Origin of the sequence: Persicimonas caeni, assembly GCF_006517175.1 — a bacterium.
GTDB lineage: Bacteria > Myxococcota_A > Bradymonadia > Bradymonadales > Bradymonadaceae > Persicimonas > Persicimonas caeni.
In genome coordinates this window covers 3,488,032-3,502,354 of record NZ_CP041186.1, presented here as the reverse complement: position 1 = coordinate 3,502,354, position 14,323 = coordinate 3,488,032, and the positions used below count along the sequence as shown (strand labels likewise).

11 protein-coding genes are annotated in these 14,323 nt (G+C 62.8%); 8 read left to right on the top strand and 3 right to left on the bottom strand.

Annotation, left to right across the window (positions count from 1 at the left end; translation table 11 throughout):
- The first annotated feature begins 24 nt into the window (after positions 1-24).
- From FIV42_RS12960 to polA, 3 genes are read left to right on the top strand one after another with little or no spacing between them, the layout of a single operon-like run.
- A complete protein-coding gene (locus FIV42_RS12960; RefSeq protein WP_141198104.1) occupies positions 25-1,488 on the top strand; it encodes a M23 family metallopeptidase in 1,464 nt (487 codons plus the stop codon).
- Positions 1,485-3,155: a hypothetical protein gene (locus tag FIV42_RS12955; protein WP_141198103.1), complete on the top strand. Its 1,671-nt coding sequence runs from the start codon at positions 1,485-1,487 to the stop codon at positions 3,153-3,155. The genes FIV42_RS12960 and FIV42_RS12955 overlap by 4 nt, the downstream gene beginning before the upstream one ends.
- Positions 3,156-3,203: 48 nt before the next feature.
- On the top strand, positions 3,204-5,963 hold the full coding sequence (gene polA, locus FIV42_RS12950; protein WP_141198102.1) for a DNA polymerase I: 2,760 nt from the start codon (positions 3,204-3,206) through the stop codon (positions 5,961-5,963).
- A 180-nt stretch (positions 5,964-6,143) separates the two neighbouring features.
- Here the strand turns inward: polA and FIV42_RS12945 are convergent, their stop codons facing one another.
- Positions 6,144-7,067 (bottom strand): ribonuclease Z, encoded by a 924-nt coding sequence (locus FIV42_RS12945; RefSeq protein WP_141198101.1) that lies wholly within the window; start codon positions 7,065-7,067, stop codon positions 6,144-6,146.
- A 358-nt stretch (positions 7,068-7,425) separates the two neighbouring features.
- On the opposite strand from FIV42_RS12945, the gene FIV42_RS12940 reads away from it, so the two are divergent.
- From FIV42_RS12940 to FIV42_RS12925, 4 genes are all read left to right on the top strand, one after another.
- Positions 7,426-9,015 carry a DUF4397 domain-containing protein gene (locus tag FIV42_RS12940; RefSeq protein WP_141198100.1) on the top strand — a complete coding sequence of 530 codons (1,590 nt, stop codon included), beginning with the start codon at positions 7,426-7,428 and terminating at the stop codon, positions 9,013-9,015.
- Positions 9,016-9,142: 127 nt separating this feature from the next.
- Positions 9,143-9,976 (top strand): hypothetical protein, encoded by an 834-nt coding sequence (locus tag FIV42_RS12935; protein WP_141198099.1) that lies wholly within the window; start codon positions 9,143-9,145, stop codon positions 9,974-9,976.
- Between the two features lie 175 nt (positions 9,977-10,151).
- The gene (locus FIV42_RS12930) at positions 10,152-10,949 is read left to right on the top strand and encodes a hypothetical protein (protein WP_141198098.1); all 798 of its coding nucleotides are present in this window, start codon (positions 10,152-10,154) and stop codon (positions 10,947-10,949) included.
- 101 nt (positions 10,950-11,050) lie between these two features.
- Positions 11,051-11,941 (top strand): hypothetical protein, encoded by an 891-nt coding sequence (locus FIV42_RS12925; protein WP_141198097.1) that lies wholly within the window; start codon positions 11,051-11,053, stop codon positions 11,939-11,941.
- A gap of 304 nt (positions 11,942-12,245) precedes the next feature.
- Here FIV42_RS12925 and FIV42_RS12915 read toward each other — a convergent pair whose 3' ends face one another.
- Both FIV42_RS12915 and FIV42_RS30510 read right to left on the bottom strand, forming a co-directional pair.
- On the bottom strand, positions 12,246-12,896 hold the full coding sequence (locus FIV42_RS12915; RefSeq protein WP_141198096.1) for a transposase: 651 nt from the start codon (positions 12,894-12,896) through the stop codon (positions 12,246-12,248).
- A gap of 120 nt (positions 12,897-13,016) precedes the next feature.
- Positions 13,017-13,523, bottom strand: a complete 507-nt coding sequence (locus FIV42_RS30510; RefSeq protein WP_174769498.1) for a hypothetical protein — start codon at positions 13,521-13,523, stop codon at positions 13,017-13,019.
- A gap of 29 nt (positions 13,524-13,552) precedes the next feature.
- Here FIV42_RS30510 and FIV42_RS30505 point away from each other — a divergent pair, with 29 nt between their 5' ends.
- Complete coding sequence (locus FIV42_RS30505; protein WP_174769497.1) at positions 13,553-14,299, top strand: MBL fold metallo-hydrolase; 747 nt, start codon at positions 13,553-13,555, stop codon at positions 14,297-14,299.
- Positions 14,300-14,323 lie beyond the last annotated feature (24 nt).

The window sequence follows — 14,323 nt, the reverse complement described above, 5'->3', positions numbered from 1 at the left end:
GAAGTTATATCGCAGGGAACGAGAATGTCGAAGTATCCACCGATGGATGATCTGCTCAGGAATCAGCGGCGCAGGAGGCGTCGACGGCGCAATCGTGGGCCGCGGCGCATGCTGTTCTTGCTGGTGCTGATCGCTGCGGCAGCCGGTGGATGGTGGTGGTACTCCCAAGAGGACGTCCAGCCCGAGAAGAAAGACATGCGCGGGGTGGCGCTGAGCGCGGCCACGGCGGTGATCGACGAGAGCGTCGACGCGGCGCGCGCTCCGCTCGAGGTCGAGGAGGCCTCCGAAGATCTGGGCACGAGCAAGCGCGACGAGGAGCTCACCGCCGAGTGGACCGAAGGTGAGTCGGTCGCCGTGCGCGGGGTTTTGCAGAAGAACCAGTCGGTCTTCTTGGCGCTCCAAGATCGCAATCTCTCCGCGCAGGCGATCCACGCGGTGGTCTCGGCGACCGGCAAGAAATTCGACTTTCGCCGCAGTCGCCCCGGCGACGAGTGGTTCGCCCAGGTCGACGACGAGGGCAATATCACCCGCTTTCGCTACCAGACCTCGCCGGAGGATATCTGGGAGACGGTGCGCACCGGCGAGGGTAAATACGAGACCGAAAAGGTCGAGGTCCCCGTCCAAACGCGCCAAGAGGTTATCGCCGGCGTCGTCAACAGCAGCCTGTGGCAGGCGATGATCGAGCAGGGCGAGGACGGCTCGCTCATCTATCGCTTCGCCGACATCTTCGCCTATACCGTCGACTTCAACGCCGAAACTCGCCCGGGGGATCGCTTCGCGCTGGCCTTCGAGAAGATTTACCTCGACGGCAAATTCTTGCGCTACGGACGCATCGTCGCCGGCATGTATGCCGGTCGCGGTGGGATCAACTACGGCTTCTACTACGAGAGCGACGACGGTGAGTCGGGCTATTACGACGAAAACGGCGAAAACCTGCAGCGCCAGTTCCTCAAGAGTCCGCTCGCCTCGGTGCGTGTGACGAGTACCTACGGCAAGCGCTACCACCCGGTGTTGAAGCGCATGCGCATGCACAACGGCATCGACTACGGCGCCCCCACCGGCACGCCGATTCGCGCGGTCGCCGACGGCACGGTGACTTTTGCCGGCTGGAAGGGCGCCAACGGCAAGCTCATCGCCATCAAGCACGCCAACGGCTATCGCACCTACTACGCGCACCTGCACAAGATTTCGAAGGGCATCCGCCCTGGCAAGCGCGTCACCAAGAAGACGATCATCGGCCAAGTGGGCAACACCGGTCGCTCGACCGGTCCGCACCTTCACTTCGGCATGAAGCGTCACGGCAAGTACGTCAACCCACGCAAGGTCGACTTCGCGCGGGCCGAGCCGCTCAAAGGCGCCGAGAAGACGCGATTCGTCGATGAGATCGCCACGCCGCTCAAAGAGAAACTCGACGCCGAGTTGAAGAAATCGGCGCCCGCCCTGCCCACCGCGGAGATCGACGACCAACCGGCGGTCGGAGCGCAATGAACAACTGGGCCCAAAAGCTGACCAGCCCGACGTTTCGCCACACGGCCATCGGCCTGTACGTGGTGTGCCTGGCGGCGCTGATTGGCGTGTATGTTTGGGTCTCGTTGCTCCAAGTCGAATACGCAGCCTATATCCAAGGGGATCAAACCTTCGAAAAAGGGCGGCCCAACGCCATGCGCGGGGTGGTGCTCGACGCGCCGAGCGGCCAGTTCATCCGCGGGGCGGGCATCGAGTTGACGCTGGTCGACGGAACCTACGAGAGCGACGAAAAGCTCGACAGCTTGCTCGCGCTCCCCTCCACCGGCGTCGCCAAGGCCCGGACCGCGCCCAGCGGACACGTCCACCTGAAGGCAACGGTCCCGGAGGATTGGACAGCCGGTGAGCAGGCTCTGGTCGTGCGTGCCGATGGTTCGAACGTCGAAAACTTTCGCACCGGCTCCAAAATCGCCGTCGCCGAGCGAACGGCTCCGGTCGACTACTGGCCCCGGCGCACCGAGCGGCTTCCGAAAGACGACGGCCGCCGAGGCACGAAAACGGTCGCGAGTTCAGAAGGCCCCATCCAGATCGAGTTGCTGCCGGCCGACGGCCGAGTCTCGCGCGGATTGCGAAGTGAAGTCTTCCTGCGCACCGTCGATCGTGAGACCAAAGAGCCCGTGTCGGTCGCACTCGTCTTCGAGAAAGCCGAAGGCATGCGCCAAGGGGACCTCCCCAAAGAGCTTCGCACCGATGAGATGGGCCTCGCGCGGCTCGATATCGTCGCCATGACCGACCAAACTTGGACGCTGGCGACGAAGCCCGAGCGTGAAGGCGAAGAACCCAGCTCCGCCAAGCTGCACGTGACGACGGTCCCGACGCAGGTGGCGCTCCAGATGAACGAGCCGCTGGCCGTCTCCGGCGAGCCGGCCGACGGCGTGGTGTACAGCCTATTCCAGTCGGGCGGCGTGATGGTCGACCTGTACAACGGCGACGACTGGGTGGACGCGGCTGCCTTTGGCATTCGCCCCGACCGAAGCGGCGTTCGGGCGAAGGTGCCCGCGCTCGACGAGGAGGGATTGCTCTACCGAGTGCAGGTCTACAAGAGCATCTACGACGCCGGCGGCGCCTGGGACATCGAGTATCTGGTCGCAGCCGAGGGACGGGGACTCGACGATTACCAGCAAGCCGCCCAGAAGCTCGCCGATTATGTGGCCGAACGCACCGACGATCCCTATTTTGACGCCGTCGCCGGCTCGGACGTCTTCGTGACGACGGTCGACACCGCGAAGCTTCGGCTCTGGATCGTGGCGATGCTCGAGGCAGTGCCGCGCCACTTCGACGCGCCGCCGCTGCTGATCAACAGCCAGAAAGCCGCTCGCGAGAAGCTCGCCGCGTGGAAGGACGACGTCAAAGGCGACCTAATGATCCTCACCGCCATCGCGCTTTTGATCGGCCTGGCGGTGGTCGGCTACCTCGTACTCATGGGCGTCAAAAGCTATCAGCAGCAAAACCAGATGCTCCGCGACGTCGAGCTCGAGATGTCTCTCGACGAAGAGGGCGACGAGGCTTACGCCCAGCTCGACAAGAGCATCAACGAGGCCAACTGGGTGGCCGGATTGCAGATCTTCATCGTCGTGGCCACCCTCGTCTTCTTCACCCTTGGGATTTTGCTGCTGCTGAGCTACTTGTAGCTCCAACCGAGACCCCGAGCACCCAAACCCCCAGACCCCTGCAGTTCAATGCCCAACTCCAACACCCTCTACATCGTCGACGGCTCCTCGTATATTTTTCGGGCCTTCTACGCCATCCGCAACCCCTTGACGACCTCTAAGGGCCTGCCGACCAACGGCATCTACGGCTTCACGCAGATGCTCATCAAGCTGTTGCGCGCCGAAGATCCCAAGTACATCGCGGTCACCTTCGACGCGCACAGCGCCGAGAAGACCAACTTCCGCAAGGAGATGTACGAGGAGTACAAGGCCAACCGCTCGAAGATGCCCGACGACCTGAAGGTGCAGCTTCCGTACTTTCACAAGGTGGTCGAGGCGATGCGCATCCCGCTCAAAGAGCAGGCCGGGGTGGAGGCCGACGACGTCATCGCCACGATGACCAAGAAGGCGCGCGAAGAGGGACTCGAGGTCTGCATCATCAGCGCCGACAAAGACCTGATGCAGCTGCTCTCCGATCACGTGAGCATGCTGGATACGATGCGTGACAAGAAGTACACGCCCGAGGACGTCCAAGAGCGGTTCAACGTCTCGCCTGACAAAGTGCGCTACGTCTTGGCACTCGCCGGGGATAGCTCCGACAATATTCCGGGGGTGCCAGGCATCGGAGAGGTAACCGGCGGGCGGCTCATCGACGAGTTTGGCGACCTGGAGACCCTGCTTGCCAACATTGACAAAGTCGGTGGCAAAAAGCGCAAGCAAAACCTGACCGAGTTCGCCGATCAGGCTCGCCTGTCGCTCGACTTGGTCACCCTGCGCGACGACTGCGACGTCGAGCTCGATCTCGACCGCCTCAAGCTCACGCCCCCGGACATGGACGATCTGACCGCGCTCTTCTCCGAGCTCGAGTTCGAGACGCCGCTTCGCGAGGTGCGCCAGTGGATGGACGAGCACGACTGGCTCGAAGAAGACCAGATGGCGTTCGACTTCTCGAGCATCGGCCCCGAGACCCACGACCACGAGTCGAGCGACAAGAATTATCGGGCGATCTTCACCGAAGAGGAGCTCGACGAGGTCTTGGCCGCCCTCGACGACGTCGACCGGTTCGCGTTCGACCTGGAGACGACGAGCCTCGACCCGCTCGACGCCAAGATTTGCGGCATGAGCTTCGCTTGGAACCAAGGCGAGGCCGTCTATATCCCGTGTGCGCACGCTTATGACGGAGCGCCCACGCAGTTGGACATCGACACGGTGCTCGAGAAGGTGCGCCCCTACTTGGAAGGCGACGACAAGAAGGTCGTCGGCCAGCACCTGAAGTACGAGTGGCTGGTGCTTCGCAAGTACGGCATTGATCTAACCGCCATCAAATACGACACGATGCTGATGAGTTACCTGCTCGATCCGGGTAAAAACTCGCACAGCCTCGATACGCTGGCGCGCGATCTGTTCAACTACAACACGATCACCTTCGAAGATGTGGCCGGGAAGGGCAAAAATCAGGTCACCTTCGACCAGGTCGACCTCGAGGAGGCAACGCCGTATGCCGCCGAGGACGCAGATCTGACGCTGATGATCTGCAACGAGCTCGAGCCCGAGCTCATCGACGCGGAATTGGACGAGCTGCACGACAAGCTCGAGGTTCCGTTGACCCGCGTACTCGGCATCATGGAAGCCACGGGCGTGCGCATCGACCACGACATGCTCGGTGAGCTGAGCGAGGAGTTCGAAAAGGAGCTCCAAGAGCTGCAAGACCAGATCGACGAGCTCTCTGGCGGCCCGACCAACCCGAATAGCCCCAAGCAGCTTCGCGAAGTGCTCTTCGACAAGCTCGGCCTGCCGGTCAAAAAGCGCACCAAGACCGGCCCGTCGACCGCGGCGTCGGTGCTCGAGGAGCTAAGCGAGCTGCACGAGCTCCCCGAGCTGATCTTGGAGTACCGCTCGTTCTCGAAGCTCAAAGGCACCTACGTCGACGCACTGCCGGAGCTCATCCGCGAGGACACCGGACGCATCCACACCGACTTCAACCAGGCGGTCACGGCCACCGGCCGGCTCTCCTCGTCGAACCCGAACCTGCAAAATATCCCGATGCGCACCGCGCGCGGCCGTCAAATCCGCAAGGCGTTCGTGCCCGACGCTGGCTCGAAGCTTCTGGTGGCCGATTACTCGCAGATCGAGCTTCGCATCCTAGCGCATATGTCCCAAGACCCGCTCCTGCTCGAGGCGTACGGGTCCGGCGCGGATATCCACCGGCTGACCGCCTCGCAGATCTTCGACGTCGAGTTCGACGAGGTGACCCCCGAGCAGCGAGGCGCCGGCAAGACGATCAACTTCGGCGTCCTCTACGGCATGGGCTCGCGCCGACTCGCCCGCGAGCTCGACATCTCGCAATCGGACGCCAAGCAGTACATCGACAACTACTTCGAGAAGTACGCCAAGGTCACCGACTTCTTCGACGAACTCGTCGAACGCGCCCGCGACACGGGCTACGCCGAGACGATGTTCGGCCGCCGCCGGCTGCTCCCCGAGCTCACTCAAACGAGCCGCCGCCAGCAGGCCTTCGCCGAGCGCGCCGCGGTCAACACCCCGATTCAGGGCACCGCCGCCGACATCATCAAGTACGCCATGGTCAACCTGCAAAAGCAGATCGAGGCCGACGAGCTTCCCATGCGCATGCTGCTTCAGGTGCACGATGAATTGGTCTTCGAGGTCGAGGACGACTTCGTCGATGAGGCGCGCGACATCGTGCGCGAGGGCATGGAGGGCGTCTGCGAGATGGACGTGCCGCTCGAGGTCGACCTGGGCGTGGGTGACAACTGGCTGGATGCGAAGTGATGAAGGGGGAGGGTTGTTGGTGCCCCCTCCGACGGCTTCGCTTCGCTGCGCCGCCACCTCCCCGCGCCGGGGAGGGGTGGCAAGACGTGAAGGCGTTCAGGCTCGCCACCCCTCCCCGCGTCGGGGAGGTGCCGAGCACAGTTTGCGAGGCGGAGGGGGCCCCAACAACCCACTCCGCTGCTACTGATCGCGGCGCTTGATCTCCAACTCCATCAAATCCTCGGCGACATCGGTGTTCGGGAAGATATCCCGGGCGCCTGCCAAGAATTCTTTGGGGCGGATATACTTCTGGGACAGGTGCGTGAGCACGAGCCTCTTGGCGCCGGCTTTGCGGGCGCAGTGGGCGGCGTCGGCGGCGGTGGAGTGGCCGCGTTCGTGGGCCAACTTCTCGTTGCCGGCGGGGTAGGTTGCCTCGTGGATGACCAAATCGGCGTCTTTGGCCAACTCGATGGCGCCGTCGCACGGCGAGGTGTCGGTGATGTAGGCGATCTTGAGGCCGGGGCGTGACGGGCCGAGCACCTGGTCGGGAGCAACTGTGCGGCCGTCGTCGAGTTCAACCGTCTCGCCTTGTTGCAGGCGGCCGTACAGCGGGCCGGGCGGCACGCCTAGTGCCTTGGCGGCGTCGAGGTCGAAGCGGCCGGGGCGGTCTTCTTCGATGAAGGCGTAGCCCCAGGTCTCCACGCGGTGGCGGAGCCGGCGGACTTCGACGCGGTAGTCGCTCTGCTTGCAGATCACGCCCGGCTCTTTGTGCTCGTGGGCGTGGACCGGAAAGCTCGGCCACAAAATGTGCAGGTCGCGCAGCGCCTTGAACCAGTGGTTCAGCCCGCTGGGGCCGTAGATGTCGAGGGCATCTTCGCGTCGGTTCAGCGTCAGTGAGCCCACAAAGCCGGGCAGTCCGTTGACGTGGTCGCCGTGGAAGTGGGTCAAAAAGACCGACTCGAGCGCGCCGGGGCGCAGTGACGACTTCGACAACTGGACCTGGGTACCCTCGCCGCAGTCGAACATGTACATCTTTCCGTCGCGGAATAGCGCCACCGACGACACCCCACGGTGCGGCATCGGCTTTCCGCTTCCGGTCCCCAGAAAAACGACACGTACAGACATAGATGCAGTCCTGAGCTTGCGACAGTGGCGGGCGAGTCGGATTTCGCCCGATGGAACGGGCGCGGAACATAACAGCCGGGTCGTGCGGCGGCAAGGGGGCGTAAATCGAGTGATGACGGGGAGTTTTTGAAAAAAATCGAAAACATCCCTAGTCAAACCCGCGAATACGTCGAGGTTTACCGATGTACCCGAAATACCGAGGGGAACACCAGAGCAGTTCGCAACCAGAGGCGGGGGCCTGCGGGTTGTGAGAATGGACAATCGAATCGGGGCAGCGTGTTGATGATAGCTGTTGTAGACGCTGCCAGGTGGCTGATGGAAGGGAAAACTGGGGGGAACGATGCGTACACGACGGGAGATGACGAGGCGACTGCGACTGTGGCCGCTGGTGCTGGCCGGAGCGCTGGCGCTGGGAGCAGTGGGCTGTGATGACGATGATGACGACGAGCAACCAGTCGCCGATGTAGGCGTGGGCGACGCTGGTGATGACGCAGGCGCCGACGTGGGCGATGCCGAGCCGGTGGACGCCGACGACGACGCCGAGGAGGACGCCTTCACCGGCCCGAGCGCCCTGCTGCAGGTGATCCACGAGTCGCCCGATCCGGCGGCGCAGGTCGTCGACGTCTACGTCAACGGCAACCTGTTCATCGACGATTTTCGCTACCGCACGGCCACCGCTTTCGAGCAGGTGCCTGCCGACACCGATCTGACGATCGCGCTGGCGCCGGGCACCAGCGACAGCTTCGACGACCGCATCGTCGAGCTCGGGCCGATCAGTCTCGACGATGGCGGCCAATTCGTCGCCGCGGTCAACGGGGTGCTCGATCCGCAGAACACGCCGACCACGCCGGCCAACGGCGACATCTCGCTGGGCCTGACGCTACTCGAGGAGGCACGCGTCGAGTCGAGTGACGACGGAGTCGACCAGGCCACGATCTTTCACAGCAGCCCCGACACCCCGCCGGTCGACATCGTCGTCGACCGCACTACCACGCTGTTGAGCGGGCTGAACTACGCCGAATTCTCCAACTACGTCGATATCCCCAACGGGATCCACACCCTCGATGTGACCAACCCGGCGCGCGAGGACCGGCGGATCGACTCGTTCCAGACGCCCAATCTGGGCGGCGGCCAGGCGTTCGTCATCGCCGCCTCGGGCTTTTTGAACACCGACAACAGCGATCGCCCCGAATTCGCGCTTGTGGCCTACCCCGCCGAGGGCGGCGAGGGCATCGAGCTGATGCAGGCCGGCCGCGTGCAGGTCGTCCACAACAGCCCCGATGCGGCGTTCGACACCGTCGACGTGTATATCGAAGGCGAGTTGGTGGGAGACGACCTGACCTATCGGCAGGCCACCGCGGCGTTGAGCTACCCGTCGGGCATCGCGGTCGACGTGGCGATCGCGCCGTCTGACAGTGCGTCGGATGAAGACGCCATCTTTGTGGCCACGCCCACCTTGGCCGCCGGGGCGACCTACGCCGGCATTGCCACGGGGGTGAGTGACCCGAGCCAGTTCGAGCCCAACCCGGGAGGCGAAGACATCGCCTTCGACGTCAAATTCGGGGTGGTGCGCGAGGTCTCCGACAGCTGGGACATGGTCCAGCTCAAGGCATTTCACGGGGTGACCGACGCCCCGGCCATCGATGTGGTCACCGCCGCCGGCAAGCAGACGCTGGTCGATGACCTCAACTACGGACAATTCAGTGAGTTTTTCATGGTCGACCCGGCTCCGGTCGGGTTGCAAGTCACCCCAGCCGATCAGTCGTCGGTGCTCGCCCAGGTCGATGTCGATCTGAGCGTCTTCGAAGGTGAGGCGTTGACGCTGGTCGCCTCCGGGTTCCTGACCCCCGGAGATCTCGACCAGACCAACGGCACCGATGGGCCGGGGTTTGCCATCTTGGCGATTCAAGCCGATGGCAGCGTCACGGAGCTCAAGCCGTCGCCGTGACAACAACCAGAGTGGCTCCACTGCATCCGGGGGGACGGTGGAGCCATCTCTGTGTTTCTGTGCAAGTGCGTTTTTCTCTCAAATTGTGGAGGAGCTTATGTCTCTCCTGGACCGACTGAGAAGTAGCATGACGACAGGCAAGTACGGACGGCCGATGCACGCGTGGCTCGGCGCTGCGCTGGTGGTGGGCATGTTCGCCGCCGGTTGTGGTGACGATGACGACGATGCGCAACAGGACTTTGGCTCGATCAACTTGGCGCTCGCCGCGACCAGTGACATGGGAACGGCCGACCGAATCGAGCTGCAGGACCCGCAGGGCACCACCTACACGATCACCGAATTGTGGGTGGCGATCGACGAGATCGAGCTCGACCTGCCCGACGGCGTCGACTGTGATGATGTCGAAGACCAAATCAGCGGCCGCGTCGAGTGTGACGAGGGCGAGCTCGAGGGCGAGGACGACGAGATCAAAGTCGAGGGCAAGATCGCCGTCAACCTGCTGACCGGCGAGACGGTGCCCGATATCTCGGGGCTAACAATCCCCGCGCTCAGCTACGACGAGATCGATCTCGAGGTCAACAACATCGACGACGACCAAGACGAGTTTCCGCAGTTCATCCGCGGCGAGACGGTGCGCATGCTCGCCGACTTCGAGCGCAACAACACCAAGCAGGAGCTCGACGCTCGCTTCAGCTTCGACACCGAAGCGAAGTACGGCGAAGGGCAGGACGAAGAGGGACTGCTCGACGCACTCCGAGATGGTGACACCTTGGTGCTGCGCCTCGACGTCACCAACTGGTTCAACGACGTGCGCATCACCCAGTGTCTGGCCGACGGCGACTTGAAGTCGGCCAACGGCCGCGTTGTGGTCGATGACGACGTCGGTGGCGAATGTTCCGACGCCGAAGGCGAATTCGAGACGAACTTCGAAGAGTCGCTGCTCGTCGGAATCACACGCTAGCCACCCAATCTTTGCTTCCTATCGCGGCCCGCAGGGTAACCCCCTGCGGCTGCCCATCACAGGTCGTGTTGTTGCTGTAACCGGAGGCGTTATGTCGAATTTAGCCCGATGTCGTGTTCCTTGGTCGAACCGCTTGTCCGCCCCTGCGTTAGGGGCGTGCCTGGGTGTGGCCCTGGTGGCGAGTTGGCTCGCCGCCGGTTGCGGTGACAATGGCGATGGAGACTCGCCGCAGGAGTTTGGCACCGCCCAGGTGCGCCTCGAGGCGATGAGTTCGACGAACACCATGGCCAACCAACTGGAGTTCGAAGACCCGTCGGGTACCCTCTACTCGATGACCTCGCTGACCATCGCGGTCGAGGAGTTGGAGTTCGATCTTCCGGCGAATATCTCTTGCGGCGACATCGGCGGTGAGTTCGACGCGCGCGTTCAGTGCGACGACGACGGCGCGCTGGGCGGCGAGGACCAGATCAAGATCGACGGCCCGTTCGTCTTCAACGTGCTCGAAGGCACCAGCACGCCGGACCTCTCGACGATTCGGATTCCGGCCATCGGTTACACGACGGTGGACCTGGAGGTCGACACGGCCCGCATCGAAGACAACACCGTGCCACGGGACGCCGACATCATCGATCACACCGTGGTCGCCTTCTCCGATTTCGAGTTCATGAACAGCAAGCGCGAGCTGATGCTCGACTTCTCGTTCAAGGCCGAGGCCAAAGCCAGCGCCGATGACCTGCCCCAAGCGGCAGTCGCCGATGGCGGCACCTTGGTCTTGCAGCTCGACGTGGCCAACTGGCTCGACTCCATTCCGGTCACCGACTGTCTGATGGCCGGCTCGCTGAAGTCTCGAGACGGTCTGGTCACCCTCGACGACGAGGCGATCGACGATTGTGGTGACGCCGAGGCACAGTTCGAGTCGAACTTCGAGGACTCGCTGCGTCTGAAGATCGAGCCGCCGCCCGAAACGATGTAAATCCCACGAATCCGAGCATCAACGCTGGCCTCCGGGGCAAAAACGTCGACATTTGATCGTGTCAGATGACATGACCTATCGACGTTACCCTCGGAGGCCTTATGCCGTATCTGAGATCGCTCGCGCGCTCCCTAAACGTCAGCTCGCCGACGCTCGCCGTTGTGCTTGCCGTTCTGCTCACAGGCGGCGTCGGGTGCAGCCTCGAAGACGAAACCGTCGACATTGACGACTCCGATTTCGACCCCGGCCAAGCCACCTTCGCATTGGGCGCGACCAGTTCCCTGTCCAACTCGTCCGACGACCTCGTCTTTGCCGACGACAACGGCACCGTCTACACGTTGACGGAGAGTCGGCTGCTCGTCGAAGAGATCGAGTTCGAGTTGCCCCAATACGTCGAGTGCGACGATATCGAGGCGCAACTGGCCCCTGAGGTCAAATGCGACTCGCAATTCGACGATGAGGTCGACGCGAGCGACGACGACATCTCCAACAACGCCGAGCTCAAGATCGAGGGGCCGTTCGTGCTCGACGTCGCCACAGGCGAACTGACGCCGAACATCGGCGAGGTGCCCATCCCGGCGCTTCGCTACCAAGAGATCGACGTCGAGTTCGACGAAGCGAAGTCGACCACCCGCGGTGTGTCGTCGGGCGACCTGATCGTGGGCAACACTTGGATCGTGAACGCCGCGTTTCGCGACGAGGAGAACAACGCGCGCGAACTCGCCATCCGCGTCGGCTTCAGCGGCGAGGTCGACGTCGAGCCCGACGGCGGCATCGACGTCCCCGAAGACGGCCGGGTGGTGTTCACGTTCGACGTCGCGCGCTTCCTCGAGAACGTCCCACTGACAAGCTGCCTGCGCGACGGCGACCTGAAGACAAGCGGGACGCAGGTGCTGGTGACCAACAACACCGACTCGGGCGAGTGCCTGAACATGAAAGAGCGCCTCGAGAACACGCTGAAAGCATCGGGCGGGGTGCGTATCGAGCAGTAGGATCCAGTGGTCGAGCCATTGGAGGCAGACCATCCTGGTCTGGTCGAGCCATTGGAGGCAGACCATCCTGGTCTGGTCGAGCCATTGGAGGCAGACCATCTTGGTCTGGTCGAGCCATTGGAGGCAGACCATCCTGGTCTGGTTGAGCCATTGGAGGCAGACCATCTTGGTCTGGAACCAGCGCTCGAAGCGCTGCCTCCAAAACCACCAGCGCTCGAAGCGCTGCCTCCAAAACCACCAGCGCTCGAAGCGCTGCCTCCAAAACCACCAGCGCTCGAAGCGCTGCCTGCAATGGCGACCTTTCCTAGCTGGCTTTCTCCTCGTCTTTGGACCACCGGTCGGGGTATTGTCTGCGCCATTTCCACTCCTTAAACCCCGCGGCCTCCGGGTTCCTCCAAACATACTTGCGCTTCTCGGCCAGCTCTTCTTCCGACCGAAGCAGTCGGTCGTAGAAGTCCGCCTGCCAGAGCTTGCCTTCCCGCCCGACGAGCTTGTTGATCTCGTTGCCGGTGAAGGACTTCCACGAGTGCATGATGTCGGACAACCAATGCCCGCGGCGCGTTTGGAGCGTCAGATGGGCGTGCGAACCCATAATCGACCACATGTCGAGGTCGTAGCGGTCGCGGTGGAAGTACTCGAAGGCGTCGGCGACGATCTGCGCTACATCGTCGCGCTGCAGTAGCATCGATCCGTGGCCCTGGTCGAGGACTCCGTCGACCTTCTCGAAGTATCCATCGTCGACCAGTTGGCGAGTCTTGCTGGTGAGTTTCTTCTGCTTTTTGAGACGCTCCAGCTCTTCTTCACGCTCTGCTTTGAAGCGGGCGAGTTGTTTTTTGGGGATGGAATCCTGGAGGCAAATGGTCACGAAGTAGATCCCGCCATCGACCTCGAGGTGCGGAAGCGACTCCCCGCGACGGAAGCGTTGCGGGCCTGAGTAGTCGAAGTAGTTTTTCACGAGTTTCTCCTGATCAGAGTGTAGTGGATGCTGCACTCTGGTTTTCGGCAGAAACGGGCGATTTGTTGCGTGCGTTTGGCGGAGATCGGGGCGTGGCGGGGGTCTAGGGGCGAAATTTCTTTATGGTGGCTGTTTGGATCGTGGACCCATTGGAGGCAGACCGTCCTGGTCTGGTCGAGCCATTGGAGGCAGACCATCTTGGTCTGGAACCAGCGCTCGAAGCGCTGCCTCCAAAACCACCAGCGCTCGAAGCGCTGCCTCCAAAACCACCAGCGCTCGAAGCGCTGCCTCCAAAACCACCAGCGCTCGAAGCGCTGCCTCCAAAACCACCAGCGCTCGAAGCGCTGCCTCCAAAACCACCAGCGCTCGAAGCGCTGCCTCCAAAACCACCAGCGCTCGAAGCGCTGCCTCCAAAACCACCAGCGCTCGAAGCGCTGCCTCCAAAACCACCAGCGCTCGAAGCGCTGCCTCCAAAGCCACCAGCGCTCGAAGCGCTGCCTCCACAACCACCAGCGCTCGAAGCGCTGCCTCCAAAACCACCAGCGCTCGAAGCACTGCCGCCGAGGCGACCGAGGAGCCTTTCGAATCTCTGGACCGGCGCGGCGATTCGTGAGACAAAGAGGGCATCTTGCGACACCAGCCCAACGGGTCCACCGATGAGTTTTCAGATTTTGATGAATGGCGTCGGAAACGCCTTTTCTCGCGAGCACTACGGGACGAATTTCTTGCTGCAGAAGGATGACTTTCTGCTCGCGGTCGACTGTCCCGATAGCTACCGCAACGCGCTGCAAGACCACGCGTTCGAGCATAAGGGAGAGGAGGTCGACGTCGACACGATCGACGCAATCGTGATCACGCACCTGCACGGCGACCACGTCAATGGCCTCGAGATGACGCTGGCCTACCGGCGCTACGTCAGCGGCGGAAAGATGAAGATCTACACCTCGCCAGAGGCCGGCGAGCGGCTGTGGGACGGACGCCTGGCCGTGTCGTTGGGACGGTCGTACAACGGGGAGACCTACGACGATCTCACCCCCGACGATTACTACGACCTCGACATCATCGAGTGGGGCGAACCGCACAAGATCGGCCCGTTCGAGATCACCACACGGTGCACGACGCACCACCTGCCCACGATGGCGATGCGCATCAGCGACGGCGAGCACACGCTGGGTTATTCGTGTGATACGGCCTACGATCCCGAACTCATCGAGTGGCTGGGCGACGCCGACTTCATCATGCACGAGACGAGCTTCGGGCCGGGCCACACCCCGCTCGACAAGCTCATGGGCCTGCCCGAAGAGCTTCGCCAAAAGATGCTCGTCGTCCACCTCCCCGAGGGCTTCCAGCCCATCGATGAGCTCGACTTCGCCCAGCAGGGCCAGACGTACACCGTTGGATAAACAGCAGCGCTAAACCGAAAAGGG

Excerpts from the sequence above, each read along its gene's own strand:
- FIV42_RS12945 (WP_141198101.1), bottom strand. The coding sequence starts at position 7,067 with ATGTCTGTACGTGTCGTTTTTCTGGGGACCGGAAGCGGAAAGCCGATG.
- FIV42_RS30510 (WP_174769498.1), bottom strand. The coding sequence starts at position 13,523 with ATGCCCTCTTTGTCTCACGAATCGCCGCGCCGGTCCAGAGATTCGAAA.
- FIV42_RS12960 (WP_141198104.1), top strand. The coding sequence starts at position 25 with ATGTCGAAGTATCCACCGATGGATGATCTGCTCAGGAATCAGCGGCGC.
- FIV42_RS12925 (WP_141198097.1), top strand. The coding sequence starts at position 11,051 with ATGCCGTATCTGAGATCGCTCGCGCGCTCCCTAAACGTCAGCTCGCCG.
- FIV42_RS12940 (WP_141198100.1), top strand. The coding sequence starts at position 7,426 with ATGACGAGGCGACTGCGACTGTGGCCGCTGGTGCTGGCCGGAGCGCTG.
- polA (WP_141198102.1), top strand. The coding sequence starts at position 3,204 with ATGCCCAACTCCAACACCCTCTACATCGTCGACGGCTCCTCGTATATT.
- FIV42_RS12935 (WP_141198099.1), top strand. The coding sequence starts at position 9,143 with ATGACGACAGGCAAGTACGGACGGCCGATGCACGCGTGGCTCGGCGCT.
- FIV42_RS12955 (WP_141198103.1), top strand. The coding sequence starts at position 1,485 with ATGAACAACTGGGCCCAAAAGCTGACCAGCCCGACGTTTCGCCACACG.
- FIV42_RS30505 (WP_174769497.1), top strand. The coding sequence starts at position 13,553 with ATGAGTTTTCAGATTTTGATGAATGGCGTCGGAAACGCCTTTTCTCGC.